This is a genomic window from Pararhodospirillum photometricum DSM 122 (assembly GCF_000284415.1).
GTDB lineage: Bacteria > Pseudomonadota > Alphaproteobacteria > Rhodospirillales > Rhodospirillaceae > Pararhodospirillum > Pararhodospirillum photometricum.
In genome coordinates, this window is sequence record NC_017059.1 from 2,999,280 (window position 1) to 3,019,820 (window position 20,541).

At 64.5% G+C, this 20,541-nt stretch carries 15 protein-coding genes and 1 pseudogene; 9 read left to right on the top strand and 7 right to left on the bottom strand.

Going from position 1 to position 20,541, the window contains the following annotated elements; translation table 11 throughout:
- The first annotated feature begins 86 nt into the window (after positions 1–86).
- The 6 genes from RSPPHO_RS13420 to RSPPHO_RS13445 all read left to right on the top strand — a co-directional run bounded on the left by RSPPHO_RS13420 (position 87) and on the right by RSPPHO_RS13445 (position 8,243).
- On the top strand, positions 87–1,094 hold the full coding sequence (locus tag RSPPHO_RS13420) for an NAD(P)H-dependent glycerol-3-phosphate dehydrogenase (protein ID WP_041797458.1): 1,008 nt from the start codon (positions 87–89) through the stop codon (positions 1,092–1,094).
- A 207-nt stretch (positions 1,095–1,301) separates the two neighbouring features.
- A complete protein-coding gene (locus RSPPHO_RS18050) occupies positions 1,302–4,202 on the top strand; it encodes a bifunctional diguanylate cyclase/phosphodiesterase (RefSeq protein ID WP_051013885.1) in 2,901 nt (966 codons plus the stop codon).
- 114 nt (positions 4,203–4,316) lie between these two features.
- On the top strand, positions 4,317–4,616 hold the full coding sequence (locus RSPPHO_RS13430; RefSeq protein ID WP_041795565.1) for a YciI family protein: 300 nt from the start codon (positions 4,317–4,319) through the stop codon (positions 4,614–4,616).
- Between the two features lie 28 nt (positions 4,617–4,644).
- Positions 4,645–5,070 (top strand): EVE domain-containing protein, encoded by a 426-nt coding sequence (locus RSPPHO_RS13435; protein WP_014415757.1) that lies wholly within the window; start codon positions 4,645–4,647, stop codon positions 5,068–5,070.
- Between the two features lie 158 nt (positions 5,071–5,228).
- The gene (gene acs / locus RSPPHO_RS13440) at positions 5,229–7,166 is read left to right on the top strand and encodes an acetate--CoA ligase (protein ID WP_041795567.1); all 1,938 of its coding nucleotides are present in this window, start codon (positions 5,229–5,231) and stop codon (positions 7,164–7,166) included.
- A 69-nt stretch (positions 7,167–7,235) separates the two neighbouring features.
- A complete protein-coding gene (locus RSPPHO_RS13445) occupies positions 7,236–8,243 on the top strand; it encodes an NAD-dependent epimerase (RefSeq protein ID WP_014415759.1) in 1,008 nt (335 codons plus the stop codon).
- Between the two features lie 45 nt (positions 8,244–8,288).
- Here the strand turns inward: RSPPHO_RS13445 and acnA are convergent.
- Positions 8,289–10,962 (bottom strand): annotated as a pseudogene (gene acnA / locus RSPPHO_RS13450) (aconitate hydratase AcnA).
- Between the two features lie 280 nt (positions 10,963–11,242).
- Between acnA and RSPPHO_RS13455 the strand changes: the two are divergent.
- Together RSPPHO_RS13455 and RSPPHO_RS18055 are read left to right on the top strand one after the other, a co-directional pair.
- Positions 11,243–12,100 carry a phosphate/phosphite/phosphonate ABC transporter substrate-binding protein gene (locus tag RSPPHO_RS13455; RefSeq protein WP_041795569.1) on the top strand — a complete coding sequence of 286 codons (858 nt, stop codon included), beginning with the start codon at positions 11,243–11,245 and terminating at the stop codon, positions 12,098–12,100.
- Between the two features lie 14 nt (positions 12,101–12,114).
- A complete protein-coding gene (locus RSPPHO_RS18055) occupies positions 12,115–14,331 on the top strand; it encodes an ATP-binding protein (protein ID WP_014415763.1) in 2,217 nt (738 codons plus the stop codon).
- 93 nt (positions 14,332–14,424) lie between these two features.
- Here the strand turns inward: RSPPHO_RS18055 and RSPPHO_RS13465 are convergent, their stop codons facing one another.
- The 4 genes from RSPPHO_RS13465 to RSPPHO_RS18065 form a co-directional block, all read right to left on the bottom strand.
- Positions 14,425–14,763, bottom strand: a complete 339-nt coding sequence (locus RSPPHO_RS13465; protein WP_041795570.1) for a type II toxin-antitoxin system PemK/MazF family toxin — start codon at positions 14,761–14,763, stop codon at positions 14,425–14,427.
- A complete protein-coding gene (locus RSPPHO_RS13470; protein ID WP_014415764.1) occupies positions 14,760–15,017 on the bottom strand; it encodes an AbrB/MazE/SpoVT family DNA-binding domain-containing protein in 258 nt (85 codons plus the stop codon). The genes RSPPHO_RS13465 and RSPPHO_RS13470 overlap by 4 nt, the downstream gene beginning before the upstream one ends.
- A 291-nt stretch (positions 15,018–15,308) precedes the next feature.
- Entirely contained in the window at positions 15,309–15,884 is a 576-nt protein-coding gene (locus tag RSPPHO_RS18060) for a nuclease-related domain-containing protein (protein WP_051013886.1), read from the bottom strand.
- Between the two features lie 197 nt (positions 15,885–16,081).
- Complete coding sequence (locus tag RSPPHO_RS18065; RefSeq protein ID WP_014415765.1) at positions 16,082–16,606, bottom strand: hypothetical protein; 525 nt, start codon at positions 16,604–16,606, stop codon at positions 16,082–16,084.
- A 717-nt stretch (positions 16,607–17,323) separates the two neighbouring features.
- Here RSPPHO_RS18065 and RSPPHO_RS13480 point away from each other — a divergent pair.
- Entirely contained in the window at positions 17,324–17,854 is a 531-nt protein-coding gene (locus RSPPHO_RS13480; RefSeq protein WP_014415766.1) for a hypothetical protein, read from the top strand.
- 65 nt (positions 17,855–17,919) lie between these two features.
- Here the strand turns inward: RSPPHO_RS13480 and RSPPHO_RS13485 are convergent, their stop codons facing one another.
- Together RSPPHO_RS13485 and sdhA are read right to left on the bottom strand one after the other, a co-directional pair.
- Positions 17,920–18,702, bottom strand: coding sequence for a succinate dehydrogenase iron-sulfur subunit (locus RSPPHO_RS13485; protein ID WP_014415767.1), 783 nt, complete (start codon positions 18,700–18,702; stop codon positions 17,920–17,922).
- A gap of 50 nt (positions 18,703–18,752) precedes the next feature.
- Entirely contained in the window at positions 18,753–20,537 is a 1,785-nt protein-coding gene (gene sdhA / locus RSPPHO_RS13490) for a succinate dehydrogenase flavoprotein subunit (protein ID WP_041795571.1), read from the bottom strand.
- Positions 20,538–20,541 lie beyond the last annotated feature (4 nt).

The window sequence follows — 20,541 nt, forward strand, 5'->3', positions numbered from 1 at the left end:
GGCGGGGAGGCCCGGCCTCCCCGCCTTCCCTCCTCTCCCCCCGTGTGGTCCTTGAGTGCCGAGGAGGAATGCGCCATAACCGCCCCATGAGCGAACCACTCTCCACTTTGGCCGTAATCGGTGGCGGCGCCTGGGGCACGGCCCTGGCCCAAACCGCCAGCCGCGCCGGCCGCTCGGTCTGCCTGTGGGCGCGTGAGCCCGAGGTGGCCGAGGCCATCACCACCCGGCACGAAAACCCCGATTTTCTGCCCGGTGTCCCCTTGGAGCCCGCCATCCGCGCCACCAGCGACCTTGCCCAAGCCCTCGAGGGGGCCGAGGCCGTGCTGGTGGTTTGCCCGGCCCAGGCCCTGCGCCCCGTTCTGGCCGCCGCCGCCCCCCATTGGCCAAGCGGCGCGCCCATGGTGCTGTGCGCCAAGGGCGTGGAACTGGGCAGCGGCCTGTTGATGACCGAGGTCGCGCACGAGGTGTTGCCCACCGTGGCCCAGGCCGTGCTCTCGGGCCCGACCTTCGCCAAGGAAGTGGCGCTGGGTCGCCCCACGGCCGTGACCATCGCCGCCGCCGATCCTGCCTTGGCCGAGCGGCTGGTGAGCGCCCTGGGCACCCGCACCTTCCGCCCCTATGCCGCCAACGATCCCGTTGGCGCCGAAGTCGGCGGCGCGGTCAAAAACGTTCTGGCCATCGCCTGCGGCGTGGTCGAGGGCCTGGGCCTGGGCGACAATGCCCGCGCCGCCCTCCTGACCCGGGGCTTGGCCGAAATCATCCGCCTGGGCCGCGCCCTGGGCGCACGGCCGGAAACCCTGTCGGGCCTCTCGGGCCTGGGCGACCTGATCTTGACCGCGACCAGCGCCCAGTCGCGCAACTTCTCGCTCGGCTTTGCGCTGGGCGAGGGCCAGAGTCTGGAGAGCCTGCTCAGTGGTCGGCGCACCGTGGCCGAAGGTGTCCCCTCGGCCAAGGCCGTGGTCGCCCTGGCCGAACGCCACGGCATCGAAATGCCGATCTGCGCCGCCATCAACAACCTTCTGGCCGGGGCCCACGACGTGGCCGGCGCCATGGAAGCCCTGCTGTCTCGCCCGCTGCGTGCCGAAACCGACTAAGGGATCAACCCTGGGCGACGAGACTCGCGTCATCCCTTTCCCGTCGCCCTTTTACAGCCCCCGCCTGAGAGTGCCGGCGCTCCCTCGCTTTCGACGAGTGGCTAGACCGCCTTCCTTGTGCTAGAGTTATCACTGGAACCACCGCCGGGATATAAAGTCCCCCGCCGGCGCGGGGCATGGGCCTGCGGACAGCGACCAGGACATTGTATGGTAAAGGTGTTCACGGAACGCACGCTGCCCGCGCTTCAGGTCCTGGGGATGCTGGGAACCACCTTGATCATTGCCCTTGGTCTTGGCACGTGGTCCATCACCTCTTTTACCGATTATATTGGGCGGACCCTGGACGATGTCGAGGCCCAGGCCCACCAGGAGCAGGAGGCCCTGCTGGACCGGCAGGTCAGTTCGCTGCTGGCCCAGCTTGAACAGCAGCGCACCACGGTGGAAGCGAGCCTCAAAAGCGACCTGCGCGCCCAGACGAGCCAGGCCGTGAGCATCGCCCAAACGGTTCACGACCAGCTCCGGGGAACCCTGCCCGAAGCCAAGGTCCGCCAGATTGTCCTTGAAAGCCTGCGACCCCTTCGGTTCTCCAGCGGGCGCGGCTATGCGTTTGTCCTGGACCGCACGGGCACCATTTTGCTCCACCCGGTGGAGCCGGGGCGCGAGGGCGGATCGGGTCTTGACATCCGCGACCCCCAAGGAGGGGTTCCGGTGCGCCAAATCCTCTCTCCCCCGGCCGATGGCTTTGTCCGCTACCTCTGGACCCCCTCGGGCTGGAGCGAGGCCCGCCACAAGATTTCCCACGTGCGCCCCTTTGCCCCCTACGACTGGCTGATTGGCGTTGGCGATACCCTGGAGGCCGTGGACGACGATATCCGCAGCCGGGCCTTGCCCCAGGTCCGCGCCGTGCATTTTGGCACCAGCGGCGCCGTGCTGGTACTGGCGGCGGAACCCGACCGCGAACTCGCCGCCTTGGCCCCGGGGCTCTCGCCCTCGCGCCTGGATGCGGACGAGGCGTGGCTGCGGCGCCAACCCGGGGGCGAGGCGCTGATCCAACGGATCCGCTCGGCGCTGGCCTCGGGAGAGCGCTCCCTGACCTTGGATCTGCCCGACCCCTCGGGGCATCCCCCCAGCCCGCGCTTGGTACGCCTGGGCCTGTTCAAGCCGTGGAACTGGATCTTGGTGGCCAGCATCGACTTGGCCGACGTCACCCGGCTGGTCAACGCCCGGCGCGCGGCCCTGGAACATCAGATTGTCGAACACCGCAAGACCCTGGGGGAGGTGATTATCTTTGTGCTGCTCGGAGCGGGGGGCGTGGCGGCCGGAGTCGGGGGCTGGATGAACCGCCTGTTGACCCGTTACCGCAACGATCTGGAACAACGCAGCGCCGCCCTGGCTGAGAGTGAACGAAAACTGCGCCTCTCGGCCCGGGTGTTCGAGAGTGCCTCCGACGCCGTGGTCATCACCGATACCCGCAACCTCATCGTTGCCGTCAATCCCTCCTTCACACGCATGACCGGCCATGCGCTCGAAACCTTGCGGGGGCGCTCGGTGATGCTGCTGGTCTCGGATCGGCATGACATCCGCTTTTTGGCAACACTGCGTCGCACCTTGCGGGAAAACGGCGGCTGGGCCGGCGAGGTGTGGATCCGCCGCGCCGATGGCTCCGTGTTCTTGAGCGGCCTCGCCATCACCCTGGCCCGCGAGCCCGATGGCCGGGTCACCCACCACATCGGGACCTTCGCCGACATCACCGACCGCAAGGCGGCCGAGGAGCGAATCCGTCAGCTCGCCTATTTTGACCCCCTGACCCAACTCCCCAACCGTCTTTTGCTGCGTTCGCGCCTGACCCAGGCGCTGGCGGCGGCCCAGCGCCTGCGGATCAACGGGGCGGTTTTGTTCATCGATCTCGACAACTTCAAAACCCTCAACGACACCCGGGGCCATGATATCGGCGACAAGCTGCTGATCGAGGTGGCGCGGCGCCTGCGCGACACGGTGCGCGAGCGCGATCTGGTGGCGCGCCTAGGGGGCGACGAGTTCGTGGTGATCTTGCCCCACCTCGACCCGGACGGCGCCGAGGCCGCGACCCAGGTCGAGCGGGTGGCGGAAAAAATCCTGAACGCGCTCAACCTCCCGTGCGAGATCGAAGGAACGAGCCACGTCATCACCCCCAGTATCGGCGCCTGCCTGTTCCCCAATGACAATGATAGCGTGGACACGGTGCTCAAGCACGCCGACACGGCCATGTATCAGGCCAAGGCGCGCGGCCGCAACCGACTGAGCTTCTTCGAGCCCGCCATCCAAGACGCCCTGATGCGCCGCTCGCGCCTGGAAGCCGACTTGCGCGCCGCCGTGACCCGCGAGGAATTTACCCTGTACTACCAGCCGCAGGTGGATCACACGGGGACCTTGGTAGGGGCCGAGGTCCTGGTGCGCTGGAACCATCCCCACGCCGGCTTGGTCCCGCCGGGCGAGTTCATCCCGCTGGCCGAGGAAACCAGCCTGATCGGCCCGATCGGCCGGCAGGTGCTGGAGCAGGCCTGCAGCCGCATCGCGCACTGGAACAGCCTGGGTCTGGGCCAATCCCTGACCATTGCGGTTAACGTCAGCGCGGTTCAATTCCGCGACCCGACCTTTGTCACCCAGGTGCTTGATCTCCTGTCGCGCCATGGCATTGATCCCAGCCGGCTCAAGCTGGAACTGACGGAGAGCCTGATCCTCGACGACGTGCAAGGCTCGATCGTGACCATGAACCGCCTGAAGGCCGAGGGCGTCGGCTTCTCGATGGACGACTTCGGCACCGGCTATTCGTCGCTGTCGTATTTGAAACGGCTGCCGCTGGACCAACTCAAGATCGACCGCTCGTTCGTCGAGGACGTGACCACCGATCCCAACGACGCGGTGATTGTCCGCACCATCATCGCCATGTCGCGCAGCCTGGGCCTGGATGTTCTGGCCGAAGGGGTGGAACGCCCCGAACAGCGGGCCTTTCTGGTGGCCAACGGTTGTCAGGTGTTCCAGGGCTATTTGTTCAGCCCGCCGGTCGATACCAGCACGTTCGAGGCCATGCTGACGGGACGAATCGGCTTTGTTCCCAGCCGCCGCTGATCGCCCCAGGCTCGCCGTCTCCGCCACGCCTTTTCCTGGAAGACCCTGAGACAACGACTGTGGCATGGTAGGGCAGGGGGCCCCGTCTGGCCCCGGTCCATGGGAGATCCTTGCATGTTGTTTGCGGTGTATTGCCTCGACAAACCCGACCACGCCGAGGTCCGGCTCGCCAACCGCGAGGCCCATCTGGCCTATGCGCGGTCGTGGGAAGCCCAGAAAAAAATCGTGTTCGGCGGCCCCCTGCTGTCCCCCGATGGCTCGGCCATGATCGGCAGCCTGCTGGTGTTCGACGTGGCCGACCAAGCCGAGGCCGAGGCCTTTTGCGCCGGCGATCCCTACGGCGTGGCCGGCCTGTTCGCCTCGGTGACGGTCACGCCCTACAAGCTCCTGCTGGGCACCCGCGCCCAGGGTTGACCCGCATCGCCCCAAGGAGATCCTCGGCATGGCTTACTGGCTGCTGAAGTCCGAGCCCGGCACATGGTCGTGGGATGATCAGGTGGCCAAGGGCACCGAACCCTGGGACGGGGTGCGCAACGCGCAGGCCCAAGCCAACCTGAAAGCCATGCGCGAGGGGGATCTCGCGTTTTTTTATCACTCGGTGACCGAAAAGCGCATCGTGGGGATCGTCGAAATCGTGGGACCGTTCAGGGCCGACCCCACCGATCCCAGCGGACGCCATGGGCTGGTCGAGGTCCGGGCGGTCCAGGCCGTGCCCACCCCCATTCCCCTGGCCGCCATCAAGGCCGACCCGGCCCTGGCCCATCTGGGACTGGTCCGCCAATCACGCCTCTCGGTAGTGCCCATCGACCCCGAGGCGTGGGAGCGCCTGCGCCGGATGGGAGGACTGCCGCCTGCACCCTTCCCGTGAGGCAAGCCCTTCGCCCTCACCACCAAACCCCAGGCGAACGCGACGGGAAGGGTTGTTTTTCGGAACGCCTGCCCCCAAAGTTCCCGGGCCTGTTTCAACGTCCGGGGCCTGAATCCCGGGCCACATTAAAAACTTTGAACACGTTGGGAGAGTTATCCATGTCCGAGACTGACGTTTTTCCGGTTCCGCAAGCGATCGCCGACAGCGCCCTGATCAACAACGAGCGCTACTTGGAAATGTACAAGGCGTCTGTGACGGATCCGGAGGGGTTCTGGGCGGAGCACGGCAAGCGCATTGACTGGATCAAGCCGTTTACCCAGGTCCGGGACGTCTCGTTTGACCCGCATGACGTGCGCATCCGCTGGTTTCATGACGGCACCTTGAACGTCGCCGCCAACTGCCTGGATCGCCACTTGGCCACCCGGGGCGATCAGACGGCCATCCTGTGGGAGGGGGATGACCCGGCTGAGTCCCAGGCCGTGACCTACCGCGACCTGTACGAGCGGGTGGGCCGCCTGTCCAACGCCCTGCGCGCCCTGGGCGTCAAGAAGGGCGACCGGGTGTGCTTGTACCTGCCGATGATCCCCGAGGCCGCCGTGGCCATGCTGGCCTGCGCGCGCATTGGCGCCATCCACTCCATCGTGTTCGGCGGCTTCTCGCCCGACAGCCTTGCCAACCGCATTCAGGACTCCGAGTGCACGGTGGTGATCACCGCCGACGAGGGCCTGCGCGGCGGACGCCGGGTGCCGCTCAAGACCAACGTGGACAAAGCCCTGGCCGACTGCCCGTCGGTTAAGTCGGTGGTGGTGGTCAAACGCACCGGCGGCGATGTGCCCATGACCGCCGGCCGCGATCTGTGGTACGAGGAAATCACCGCCGTTCAGCCGGTGGATGCCCCCGCCGAGGAAATGGAGGCGGAAGACCCGCTTTTCATCCTCTACACCTCGGGCTCGACCGGCAAGCCCAAGGGCGTGCTCCACACCTCGGGCGGCTACCTTGTCTATGCCTCGATGACCCACGAGTATGTTTTTGATTACCGCGACGGCGAAATCTACTGGTGCACCGCCGACGTCGGTTGGGTGACGGGCCATAGCTACATCGTTTATGGCCCGCTGGCCAATGGCGCCACCACCTTGATGTTCGAGGGCATCCCCAGCTACCCCGATGCGTCGCGCTTCTGGCGCGTGGTCGAAAAGCACAAGGTCAACATCTTCTACACCGCGCCGACCGCCATCCGCGCCCTGATGCGCGAGGGCGAGGAGCCGGTGAAGGCCTGCGACCGCTCGTCGTTGCGGATTTTGGGCTCGGTGGGCGAGCCCATCAATCCCGAAGCCTGGATCTGGTACCACCGCGTGGTCGGTGACAGCCGCTGCCCCATCGTCGATACGTGGTGGCAGACCGAAACCGGCGGCATCCTCATCACCCCGCTGCCCGGCGCCACCGCCCTCAAGCCCGGCTCGGCCACCCGGCCGTTCTTCGGCGTGCAGCCCGTGCTGGTGGACGGCGAGGGCAATGAACTGAGCGGCGCCACCGAGGGCAATCTCTGTGTGTCCGACTCCTGGCCCGGTCAGGCCCGCACGGTCTATGGCGACCACGAGCGCTTCGTGCAGACCTACTTCACCACCTACAAGGGCTACTACTTCACCGGCGACGGCTGCCGCCGCGATGCCGATGGCTATTACTGGATCACCGGCCGCGTGGACGACGTGATCAATGTGTCGGGCCATCGCATGGGCACCGCCGAAATCGAATCCGCCCTGGTGGCCCACGCCAAGGTGGCCGAGGCGGCCGTGGTCGGCTATCCGCACGACATCAAAGGCCAGGGCATCTATGCCTATGTCACCTTGGTGGCCGGCGAAAAGGAAAGCGAGGAGCTGCGCAAGGAGCTGGTCGCCTGGGTCCGCAAGGAAATCGGCCCGATCGCCAGCCCCGACGTGATCCAGTGGGCCCCGGGCCTGCCCAAGACCCGCTCCGGCAAGATCATGCGCCGCATCCTGCGCAAGATCGCCGAAAACGAAGTGGGCGCGCTGGGCGACACCTCGACCCTGGCCGATCCCAGCGTTGTGGAAGACCTGATCGCCAATCGTAAGGCGTAACCTCCTGGGCCTCCGAGTCCCTTCGGAGGCCCCTCTCTCTCCTCCTGGCCGCGAGACGGATCCTTCGCCATGACCATCCTTGTCACCGGGTCAGCCGGCTTCATCGGCAACCATGTGGCCCTGCGTCTTCTGCAAGCGGGACACCAGGTGGTCGGCGTCGATTGCCATACCCCCTATTACGATGTCCGTCTCAAGGCGGCGCGCACCGAGCGCCTGCTGGCCTTCCCCCGGTTTCGCGAGGAGCGCATCGACCTCGCCGACGCCGAGGAGACGGCCCGGGTGTTCGAGGTTTACCGCCCGCGGCGCGTCGTGCATCTCGCGGCCCAAGCTGGGGTCCGCTATAGCCTGGAAAACCCCCGGGCCTATGTGGATTCCAACCTGATGGGGACCTTTACCGTGCTGGAAGGCTGCCGCTCGGTCGGGGTCGAGCACTTGGTGTTTGCCTCCACCAGTTCGGTCTATGGCGCCAACCGCGAGCAGCCGTTTAGCGAACACCACGCGGCCGACCATCCCCTGACCTTTTACGCCGCGACCAAGCGGGCCAATGAAATGATGGCCCACTCGTATGCCCATATGTTCAAGCTGCCCTCGACCGCCCTGCGCTTTTTTACCGTGTATGGCCCGTGGGGGCGGCCGGACATGGCCTTGTTCTTGTTTACCGAGGCAATCCTTAAAGGCGAGCCGATCAAGGTCTTTAACCACGGCGACATGGTGCGCGACTTCACCTACATCGACGATATCGTCGAGGGCATCGTGCGGGTTCTCGACACCCCCCCGTTGCCGGTCCCGTCGCTGGAGGGCATCCCCGACCCGGCCACCAGCCCGGTGGCGCCGTTTCGCGTCTACAACATCGGCAACAGCCGGCCGGTCACGTTACTGCGCTATATCGATCTGGTGGAAGAGGCCCTGGGCATGACGGCGCGCAAGACCATGCTGCCCATGCAAATCGGCGATGTGCCCGGCACCTGGGCCGATGTCTCCGACCTCTCGAACGACACGGGCTATCAGCCCTCGACGCCGGTTGAGGAGGGGGTGCGGCGGTTCGTGGCGTGGTATCGCGCGTTTTATAAAAAATAAAAAAGGAAGTCTGGGGAGGCTCGCCTCCCCAGACCCCTCCGTTCCTTACCGGGTGATCTGGCGCAGCACGGTTTGGAGGATGCCGCCGTTGCGGACATAGTCCATTTCATCGAGGGTATCGATGCGGCACACCGTCTCGAACGATGTGGTGCTGCCGTCCTGGCGGTGCACCGTCACCGTCAGGGTCTGGCGCGGGGTCAGGCTGTCGAGCCCCACGATGTCGAAGGTCTCGGTACCGTCGAGGCCCAGGGACACCCGATCGACGCCGGGAGCGAACTGGAGCGGCAGCACGCCCATGCCGACGAGGTTCGAGCGATGGATCCGCTCGAAGCTAACGGCGATCACCGCCTTAACGCCGAGCAGGTTGGTGCCCTTGGCCGCCCAGTCGCGCGACGAGCCCGTGCCGTATTCGGCGCCGCCAATGACCACCAAGGGCACGCCCTCGCGCTGGTAGGCCATGGCCGCGTCGTAGATCGGCATCACCGCGCCCGAGGGCTGGTGCATGGTCACGCCGCCTTCGGTGCCCGGCGCCATGGCGTTACGGATGCGGATGTTGGCGAAGGTGCCACGCATCATCACTTCGTGGTTGCCACGCCGCGCGCCGTAGGAGTTGAAGTCGGCCTTGGCCACGCCCCGGCTGATCAGGTACTGCCCGGCCGGGCTGTCCACCTTGATCGAGCCGGCGGGGCTGATGTGGTCGGTGGTCACGGAATCACCGAGAATGGCCAGCGGCCGCGCCCCCTTGATGTCGGTCACCGGCACCGGGGTGGCGGTCATGCCCTTGAAGTAGGGCGGATGCTGGACATAGGTGGACTCGGCGTCCCAGGCGTAGGTCTCGCCCTCGGCCACCTCGATGGCCTGCCACGCCGCAGGGCCGTCGAACACGTTGGCATAGCGCTCGCGGTACATCGCCGGGGTGATGCCGCTGTCGATGGCGGCGGCGACCTCGGCGGCGGTCGGCCAGATGTCCTTGAGGTACACGTCCTGACCGTTCCGGTCTTGGCCCAGCGGCTGGGTGGTCAGATCGAGGGTCAGGGTGCCGGCCAGGGCATAGGCGACAACCAACGGCGGGCTGGCCAGATAGTTGGCGCGCACATGCGGGCTGATGCGGCCCTCGAAGTTGCGGTTGCCCGAGAGCACGGCGCCGACCACCAAACCGTTACCGTCGATAGCCTTGGCGATCGGTTCGTCGAGCGGTCCGGCATTGCCGATGCAGGTGGTGCAGCCAAAGCCGGCGATCTGGAAACCCAGGGCATCCAGGGCGTCCTGAAGTCCGGCCTTCTGCAAGTAGTCGGCAACAACCAGCGACCCCGGGGCCAGGGAGGTTTTGACCCAGGGCTTGCGGGTCAGACCGCGCGCCACGGCCTTTTGCGCCACCAAACCGGCGGCCATCATGACCGAGGGGTTGGAGGTGTTGGTGCACGAGGTGATGGCGGCGATCACCACCGAGCCGTCGCTCAGGCTGTAGTCGGCGCCTTCAACGGCCACGGTCCGGCCGGTGCCGGCATTGGGCGCCAGGGAGGGCAGGGCCTCGGCGAAGGCGGCCGCCGTGCGGGCCAGGGGGACGCGGTCTTGCGGGCGGCGCGGCCCGGCCAGCGAGGGCTCGACCGTGCCCATGTCGAGGTGGAGCGTGTCGGTGAACGTCGGGCGCCGGGGCGCCGGAGACGCGCCACAGGCCTTGCGCCTTGGCATAGGCCTCGACCAAGGCCACCGTGTCCTCATCGCGCCCGGTAAAGCGCAGGAAGCGCAGGGTCTCGGCGTCGATGGGGAAGAAGCCGCAGGTGGCGCCGTATTCCGGGCCCATGTTGGCGATGGTGGCGCGGTCGGTCAGCGGCAGGCTATCGAGGCCGTCGCCGTAGAACTCGACAAACTTGCCGACCACGCCCTTCTTGCGCAGCATCTGCACCACGGTGAGCACCAGATCGGTGGCGGTGGTGCCCTCGGGCAAGGTGCCGGTCAGCTCGAAGCCAACGACCTCGGGGATCAGCATGGACAGGGGCTGGCCCAGCATGGCCGCCTCGGCCTCGATGCCGCCCACGCCCCAGCCCAGCACGCCCAGGCCGTTGATCATGGTGGTGTGGGAGTCGGTGCCGACCAGGGTGTCGGGGAAGGCCAGGGTGCGGCCGGCTTCCTCGCCGGTCCAAACGCCGCGCGCCAGATACTCCAGGTTCACCTGATGGCAGATGCCCACCCCGGGCGGCACCACGCGGAAGTTGTTGAAGGCCTTTTGCCCCCAGCGCAAAAAGGCGTAGCGCTCGCCATTGCGCTCAAACTCGAGATCCATGTTCTTCGTGAGGGCGTCGGCCGAACCGAAGTAATCGATCATCACCGAGTGGTCGATGACGAGATCAACGGGCGAGAGCGGATTGATGGCCGAAGCCGGGCCGCCCAGGGCCTTGACCGCCTCGCGCATGGCGGCAAGATCGACCACGCCGGGCACGCCGGTAAAGTCCTGCATAAGCACGCGGGCCGGCCGAAAGGCGATTTCGCGCTCGGAGCGATGGTTGACCAGCCAGTCAGCAACAGCGCGCACGTCCTCGACGGTAACGCTGCGGCCATCTTCGTAGCGCAACAGGTTTTCCAGAAGAACCTTGAGGGAGAACGGCAGGCGCTCCACGCCCGCCAGCCCAGCCGCCTCGAGACTGAAGTAATCAACCTCGCGCCCGTTGACGCTCAGGGTGCGCCGGGTTTTCAGGGTATCATGACCACACAGGGGCATGGGGGATCTCCTAGAGTTTCCAAGCATGACAAAAGACCCGCCCCAGGGACGGCATCTTCGGATCAAGGCATGGATGGAGCGCCACCATGACGTCCCGGACGGCCGGGCCTCGGCCCGGGGCGTAAGGAAAGTTTACACCACACTGGACGGCCGCTGTCCAGAGGCTTCCTCAGGGGGAAATCCGTCGCCCGGTCGGGGTGGCTGTGTTCTTTGGTCCAGCCCATGTGTTAACATGGGAGAACAACCAAAGACGTGCGTCCAGCCTTCTGGCGAGGCGACCATGGGAAGTGAGCAGGCAACATCCCGCAAGGACATCGGGCGACGCACCCTTTTGCGACTCGCGGCCCTGGCCGTTCTTGGGGGACGGTCGGCCTGGGCTACCGATTTCGTGATTCTTGCCATCCTGCCCTATGCCTCGCCCAGCGACATCCTGGACAAGCACGTCCGGCTGAGGGACTACACCGCGCGAGTGCTGGGGCGTCCGGTCGAGCTGGTCTCCGCCCCCACCTTCGACGCCTTTGTCGCCGCTACCGAACGCGGGGAGTACGATATCGTGCTCACGGCCCCCCATATGGGGCGGCTGGCGCAGCAGCGCGACGGCTGGCATCCCCTGGCCCAGACCGGTTACCAAAAGGAAGCCGTGGTGATGGCCCGCGACCCGGAGCTGCGCACCTTGAGCGACTTGCGCGGGCGCACCCTGGCGGTGGGGGCCTTCGCCTCATTGGCCTATCAGATCATCGCAAGGACATTGCGCGACCACACCCTGGAGCCCGGACGCGATGTGAGCTTGCTCGAAACACGCAGCTTTTCCAACGTGATGAGCACGCTTGACCGCGGCGAGGCCGATGCCGTGATCACCACACGCCGCCACGTGCTCCTGGATGAGACGCCAGAGGCCAAGGGCATCCACGAAGTTTATGTCGCGCCACCGGTGCCGGGATTTTTCGTTTTAAGCCATCCCCGGCTGGACCAGGAAGCCCGGTCCCGCTTGGCAACGGCCTTGCTCGGCTTTCAAGACAGCCCCGAGGGGCGGGCCTATCTGGACCAAAACGCCCTTGTCGATTTTCGGCCGGTGGACGAGGCGGTCATGGCCAGTTTGGATCCCTATACGGCCTGCCTGATCCCCCCCTCGCCCTGAGAAAGGACAACGCCTTGTGGTCGTTGCGGAAAACGCCCTGGCACCGGTCGCTGCGCTTCAAGTTGATCACCGCCGCCTTGTCGGTGGAAATGCTGATGCTGGCCCTGCTTCTGGGCAACAGTTATCGCGTTCTGAGTGATGCCACCGAGGAACGGGTGCGCTCGCGCCTCGAAGCCCTGGGGCCGATGTTCGATGCGGCGTTCAGCAGCCGCGTCTTCACCCGCGACAAGGCCGAGCTTCAGGCCATTGTGCAGACGCTCACCGAAGGGCAGCGCTCCGATCTGCCTTATATCCTGGTCTACACCCTGGACGGACGACTCCTCGCCCACGCGGGGACGGTGGAGCCGTCGGCCGTCCCCTTGAACGCCTCCGTCGCCTCCCTCACCGCCGCCCCCGTGCTGTCCGTCGAACGCGACCTGCTGCTCCAAGGAACGCGGGTAGGACGGGTCCATTTTGGCCTGTCGGTCCAATCTTTTCTCCTGTCGCGCGACCATCTTGTGATGCAAAGCGCCCTTATTGCCGTCTTGGAAGTAGTGTTAAGCTTTGTCATTCTGGCGCTCACCAGTTACCTGATCACCCGCCCCCTTCACCCTTTGGTCGCAGCCAGCCAGAAGCTGACCCACGGCGACTATGGGGTGCGCCTGACCTTCAAGACTCAAGACGAAATGGGACAACTGGCCGACGCCTTTAACGGCATGGCGGCGGCGATCGAGGACAAGATCGCCACTCTCAAACGCACCGAGGACCTGTTGCGGACCAGCCAGACCGCCTTGCTAGGGGAGCGGCGGTTTCTCAAAACCTTGCTGGCCACCATTCCGCAAATGATCTGGCTCAAGAACGCCGATGGCGTCTACTTGGCCTGCAATCGGGAATTCGAGCTGTTTTTTGGGGCGTCAGAAGAGGAAATCGTCGGTCAAACCGACCATGATTTCCTTGACCAGAACCTTGCCGATTTCTTCCGCGAACGAGACCTAGCCGCGATCGAGGCCGGGCGCCCCATGGTCAACGAAGAATGGATCACCTACGCCGTTGGGGGGGCGCGCGTGCTGCTGCAAACCACAAAAACGCCCATGATCGACGAGGATGGCACCCTGATCGGCGTGCTGGGGATCGCCTATGAAATCACCGCGTTACGCCAAAACGAAATTGCCCTGCAAAACAGCCGCGAAAGCCTGAAGCAAGCGCAAAAAGTGGCCCAGATCGGCAGTTGGGACCTGGATATCCCGAGCGGTCGCCTCACTTGGTCGGAGCAGACCTACCGCATTTTCGGCCTGCCCCCCGAACGCCCCATGGATCTCGAGACCTTTTTTGCTTGTCTGCCGCGTGACGATCAAGCGCAGGTCATGACCGCTTGGCACGCCGCTCTCGACGGTACCCCCTACGATATCGAGCACCGGATCTTGCACCAGGGGACGATCCGCTGGGTGCGCCAGCGCGCCGAGGTCCGCTTCGGCCCCGACGGGCAGCCGCTCAAAGGCACGGGCACCGCCCAGGACGTGACCGACCGCAAACGGGCCGAACTCAAGATGATGGACTCCGTGGAGGAACTCACCCGGTCCAACGCCGAACTGGAGCGCTTCGCCTACATCGCCTCCCACGACCTGCAAGAACCGCTGCGCTCCATCGTCTCCTTCACCCAACTCATCGAACGACGCATGGGCAACGACTTCCCGGCCGAGCATCGGGAAAACTTCGCCTTTGTCGTCGAGGCGGCCAAGCGCATGAGCCTGTTGATCCAGGATTTGCTAGCCGTGTCCCGCGTGGCAAGCCCTGGCACCGGCTTTACGCGGGTGGCCCTAGCGGACGCCTGCACTGCCGCGCTCGATAATCTGCGCGACGGCATCACCCAAAATCACGCCGAGATTGTGGTCAAGTCACTCCCCGAGATTAACGGTGACAGCTTGCAGCTCATGCAGGTTTTTCAAAACCTGATCGGCAACGCCTTGAAGTTTCGCCACCCAGGGCGCCGCCCGAAAATCGTGGTCAGAAGCCAGCGCAAAGACCAGATGTGGGAGATCTCGGTCACCGACAACGGCATCGGCATCGGCCCAACCAGCCAAGACGTCTTCGAGATGTTCTGCCGCCTCCACCCCAAAACCGCCTACCCCGGCACCGGCATCGGCCTCACCATCTGCAAACGCATCGTCGCCCGCCACGGCGGCACCATCACCATGACCTCAGACGACGGCCAAGGCACGACGTTTACCTTCACACTCCCGGTGGTGCCGTGAGGGGGCAAGGAAGAGGAAAGGGGGGGGGGAAAGGAAAGAAAAAGAAGGCTGGGGAGGCGCGGCCTCCCCAGACCCCTCGGTCTGTTAAGGGAGTCAGTCAAAAAGGGGGGCGAGCCTTGCCAAGACTTCATCCATGAGGTCGGGCGGCAGGGTTTCCACCCAGCGACCGTTGCGGACCGTCAGATCTAGTACGCGGGGCTGGTCACAGCGAACCAAACCAGTGGTGGTCGTGCCCACAAGAGCCACAGCAAAGCCAAGGCCCCGGGCAAACCCACCTCCATTCGTGATGGGCAAGACAACCGGCAACCCGGTCGCCTGATTGAAGTCATCGGGCGACACAACAAGAACGGGCCGGTGTCCGCGTTGCTCCCGGCCTTTCGTCGGCTCCAAATCGACCCAATAGATATCGCCGCGTTTCGGCGTCTGGCTCATATCAGCTCACCGCCAACGGCAGGCGACTCCCCCCATTCCCGATCCTCGGCCGTTTGTGGCTGCGAATAGTCAGAGGCGGCCAGCAACTCGGCCATGGTGTAACGACGCCGCACCTTTGGCTCAACGACAAGGCGGCCATTCTCGACCGAGAGGCCGACTTTCCCTCCAGCGGATAAATTCAGGACATCAAGCAGCGCCGGAGGAACCGCCAGCATCACCGAACCGCCAACTTTACGAAGATTGGTCGTGTGCATCTACGCCTCCCTATTGTATATTAATATAACACAGATCGCACTCTTCAGAAACCCATTTGAAGGGAGTGTTGCAAGATGCAGGTGATCGTCACCTCATGTCGTGGACATTTCCCAGCGGGACTGGGATCCCTGGTGACCATTGCAGGTTCGCGAGGAGCCGGCGAGGCCGGTACGCCAATCAGTGTCTCTGCGACCTACTTAGAGCCGGAACGCTTCAGAGCATATTCGGCTAAGCCGTATTCTGCCGTAAAGATCTTGGCTGGCTCGCGTTGGCACCTTTCATAGATCGCCTCAGTCCTCTTCGACCGGCGCGGTAGCCCGCGCCGGTGGGCGCTGGCGCGCTAATGGCGGTATGCTTCCGTTCCGGGGGGTGAAGTGATTTTTATAGGCTTCGATCAAGTTTTTCTCGCGCGTATTGCCACATACTCTCAATACGTCCTGGGGACCGAGAAGGTCGATCGTGTAGCGGTTGGGTTTAATCTTCTCTTTAGCATTATTAAATAGCGCGAGGATATCTTCGCTGATCGGTGCGCTTGTCCAGAATTCAAAGTGAGCGGACAGATTTTTCCATTCTGGATGCTGACAAATATAGGCGTAGGCAGTCGGTACATTGTGCTGGAGCCAGCGCTTGAACTGCTCGTCCGGGATGATTCCATACGGGCTGTAGCCCTTGCACTCTATAGCAAAGACCCGCTGGTTTGGCTGGATGATAAGGACGTCGATCTCGGCTTTACCCTTATCCGGCACATTGAAGATCCGGTTCATCGTGACGTCGCCTGGGTTCAAGCGCCTCACGATGTCGGCGACCATATACTCGAACAGAGCGCCCCTTAGTTGGTTTGTCGCGCCTTTAATCGCGTTCAGCATGCGGAAGAGATTGTCCCACTGCTCGGGATCGAAGGTGGAATAAGCCGCGCTCGTCCCAAGAGAGCGTCTCTCTGGAAGCGGTTAGCGATCAGGATCTGCATGCAGGGGCCGAGATTACGCAGAACGCGCAGGGTCGCGCACTTGCGGATGAAAGGTGCGGCGCCATCGAGCGTGATGTCGGAAGCGAGATTGACATCTCAGGCGACAAAGCCCGGCTTGGGCTTACCTTCGCGTGTGAAGCGGACGACAGCGCTCAGATAGGAGGGCGCACTCAGGTCCCAGACAAAGGTGCCGACCTGCGGCAATTCCTGATCGGTGCGGGTCCTTACCGAATTGTAGCTCGCGATCCCCAGATTGCGCAGGTAGTCACGAACTGCGGAGAGAAGAATCTCCTCGGTGAAGAGGCGGGCACGCCTCTCGGCGGTGCCGACAGTGTAATATTCCTCGTCCTGTACGAGCGCCACGCACTCACCGATCCCAGGGACAGCTACCGTCCTGACTAGGCCCGCCTCGGTCAAGCGCTGGAGCACTGTCTCAGCAGCAAGATGCTTGCGTTGGCGGACGGGAGACCCGCTGATGATCGGGAATTGCCGGGCTGGCACCATGCCGCCGTTCTGGCGGAGCGCCGCGATCGCGTAGCCCAGGGCTGAATTGTTCTCAATCAACGTGGTTGCGAGCCGGCGCCAATATTCTGGAGATCCGAACTGCCTCTCCAGATACATGAAGTGCGCGTTTCGCGGTAATATACGCCGGCTAGCCGCCGTATATTACCGCGCACGCGCGATAGGCGTTGGCGTTGGCGTGCGGCGGCTGACGAAATCCCCAGACGTTCGACAAGCGCGGCAGCAAGTTCGCTTGAGAGCGAAGGACCGAGATCGTTCAGGATGTCTTCAATCGGTTCGACCATTGAGCGCCTTATGTCACACTGCGCTTTTAATAGTTAGAAAACATGTTACCATCGTCCTTTTTGCACCCCTTGCTCATCACATTGATTTTTTGGATAATTTTAGGTCCAAACCGCTCTATGTGAGAGCCAACGTCACAGTCGTGTGTCACATGGGGCTAAAAAACAGAGTTCGGCCTTCTCAGATCCGAGTCCTAAAGGGGGGTATCATGACTGATCAGGTCATCGACAAAATTAAGTACGCCCAAACAGTGAACGCTCGGTGAACTGCTGATACCACGGACACGTCCAGGCGCTACACCGACCCACTCAGAAAGCAGCCGCCTTAAACCGTGCTTCGACCAAAGGAATGGAGGGGTCTGAGGAGGCGAGCCTCCCCGGCCTTTCTTTCTCTTTCTTCGGGCTTCTTCACCGGACTTCCCCGGCAACGTACACTCACCAAGAGCGGCTTTGCACCGCGCACCGATCACCACTATAGCTACTCGCGCTAACTTTTTCAACACAGAGTGGCCAACCCCACAGAGCGGAGCACCCCATGATCCTGGATGAGTTTTTGCCGACGTATCAGTTCAGCGAGACGCATGCCTGTACGATTGCGGCGGCGCCGGGGGCGGTCGTGGGGGCGGTGGCCTCCTACCGGGTTGAGAGTGACCCGGTGATCCGCTGGGCGCTGGCTGTGCGTGAGGCGCCGGGGCGGTGGTGGGGGCGGGGGGAGAAGGCGGCCAAGGCGTTTGGGCTGGATGACTTTACCGTGCTGGCGCGCACCGAGACGGCCTTGGTCTATGGGCTGGTGGGGCGGTTTTGGGCCCTGGATTTTGGCCTGCGACCGATCGCCGACGCGGCGGCGTTTGCGGCGTTCCGGGAGGCGGGGGTCGCGAAGCTGGTGCTGGGGTTTGAGACGGAAGAGGCGGGGGAGGGCCGAACCCGGCTGGTGACGCAGACGCGCGTTTTGTGCCCTGATGAGGCGGCGCGGCGGTCTTTTCTTCCGTATTGGGTGCTGATCCGCCCGGTCAGTGGCTTGATCCGCCGGCGCATGTTGGCAGCGATCAAGCGGCACGCTTCATAGCGGGCTTTTTAAGGCCCCGAGAGGTCTGGGGAGGCCGCGCCTCCCCAGCCTTACCTTCTTCCAGCTTAGCTCGCGCGCTGGAACATCTTGATCTTGAGCTGACCGATGGCCCGGCCGGGGTTGAGACCCTTGGGGCAGGTGGCGGTGCAGTTCATGATGGTGTGGCAGCGGAACAGACGGAACGGGTCGTCGAGCTGGTCGAGGCGCTCGCCGGCGGCTTCGTCGCGGCTGTCGAAGATCCAGCGGGCGGCCTGCATGAGCACGGCGGGGCCGAGGTAGCGGTCGCCGTTCCACCAATAGCTGGGGCAACTGGTGGTGCAGCAGAAGCACAAGATGCACTCCCACATGCCGTCGAGCACGGCGCGTTCGTCCGGGCTCTGGAGGCGCTCGCCGTTGGGGGGTGCTGGGGTGTCGGCCTTGAGCCAGGGCTCGATCGCCGCATACTGGGCATAGATATGCGACAGGTCGGGCACCAAGTCCTTGACGACCGGCAGGTGGGGCAGGGGGGTAATGACCACATCGCCCTTGATGTCGGCGATGGGCTTCAAGCACGCGAGGGTATTGTTGGTGTCGATGTTCATCGAGCACGAGCCACAGATGCCTTCGCGGCAGGAGCGCCGGAAGGTCAGGGTCGGGTCGATTTCGTTTTTGATCTTGATCAGGGCGTCAAGAACCATGGGCCCGCAGGCATCCATATCGACATGGAAGGTATCCATGCGCGGATTGCCGCCCTCTTCGGGATCCCAGCGGTAGATCTTGAACACCCGCACATTGGTCGCCCCCGCCGGCGCCGGGAAGGTTTTTCCCGGCTTGATGCGGCTGTTGGGGGGAAGCAAAAACTCAACCATTGAAGCCTCCAGCCTGTATCCGTCGTCTGATCCTTACCCGTTCCCGCGCCTTAGTAGACGCGAGCCTTGGGCTCGATGTAGGGGACGTCGGGGCTGAGGGTGTAGGTGTGGACCGGGCGATAGCCCAGCGTCACCTTGCCCCCGGCGTCGATCCAGGCCAGGGAGTGCTTCATCCAGTTGGCATCGTCGCGCTCGGGGAAGTCCTCGCGGGCGTGGGCGCCCCGGCTTTCCTGGCGGGCGGCGGCGCCGTGGATGGTCGCCTTGGCGCAAGCCATGAGGTTTTCCAACTCCAGGGCCTCGGCGAGGTCGGTGTTGAAGACCAAGGAGCGGTCGGCCAAGCGGATGTCATCGACGGTGGTCGCGATGCGGTCCACGGCGGCACAGCCCTCGGCCAGACTCTCGGCGGTGCGGAACACGGCGGCATCGCGCTGCATGGCGCGCTGGAGATCGTCGCGGATCTCGGCGGTCAGGCGGGTGCCCTTGGCGTTGCGCAGGCGCTCCAGGCGGGTGCGAGCCATCTCGTCGGTATCGGACTTGAGCGGCTTGTGCGGCTGGCCCGGACGGATGACCTCGGCGGCGCGCAAGGCGGCGGCCCGGCCGAACACCACGAGGTCGAGCAAGGAGTTGGTGCCCAGACGGTTGGCGCCGTGGACCGAGACGCAGGCGCATTCGCCGACGGCCATCAGGCCGGGGAAGACGCGGTCGGGATCGTCGGCGGTCGGGGCCAGAACCTCGCCCTTATAATTGGTGGGAATGCCGCCCATGTTGTAGTGGACGGTGGGCAGGACGGGCAGGGGCTCGCGGGTGGCATCGACGCCGGCGAAGATCTTGGCGGTTTCGGTGATGCCGGGCAGGCGGGCATGCAGCACGTCGGCGCCCAGGTGCTCCAGGTGCAGATGGATGTGGTCGTTGTGCGACCCCACGCCGCGCCCTTCGCGGATTTCCACGGTCATGGCCCGGCTCACCACGTCGCGGCTGGCCAGATCCTTGGCGGTGGGGGCATAGCGCTCCATAAAGCGTTCGCCCTTGGAATTGGTGAGGTAGCCGCCCTCGCCGCGCGCGCCCTCGGTGATCAGGCAGCCCGAGCCGTAGATGCCGGTCGGGTGGAACTGCACGAACTCCATGTCCTGGAGCGGCAGGCCGGCGCGCGCCACCATGCCGTTGCCGTCGCCGGTACAGGTGTGGGCCGAGGTACAAGAGAAGTAGGCGCGGCCGTAGCCGCCGGTGGCCAACACGGTGGTGTGGGCCTTGAAGCGGTGCAGGCTGCCGTCTTCCATGCACCACGCGATGACGCCGCGGCACTCGCCGTCCTCGATCAACAGATCAAGGGCGAAGTATTCGACGAAAAACTGGGCCTTGTACTTCAGCGACTGCTGGTACAGCGTGTGCAAAATGGCATGGCCGGTGCGGTCGGCGGCGGCGCAAGCGCGCTGAACCGGGGCTTCACCGAAGTTGCGCATATGGCCGCCGAACGGGCGCTGGTAGATCTTGCCCTCGGGCGTGCGCGAGAAGGGCACGCCGGCATGCTCCAGCTCGTAAACGGCCGGAATGGCCTCGCGGCACATGTATTCAATGGCGTCCTGGTCGCCCAGCCAGTCGGCACCCTTCACGGTGTCGTACATATGCCACTGCCAGGAGTCCTCGGCCATGTTGCCAAGGGCCGCGCCGATGCCGCCCTGGGCGGCGACGGTGTGGGAGCGGGTGGGGAACACCTTGGTGACGCAAGCGGTACGCAGGCCCGCTTGCACCATACCAAAGGTCGCCCGCAGGCCCGCGCCACCGGCGCCGACGACCACCGCGTCGTATTCGTGATCGATGATCTCGTGCGAAGCCATCTTG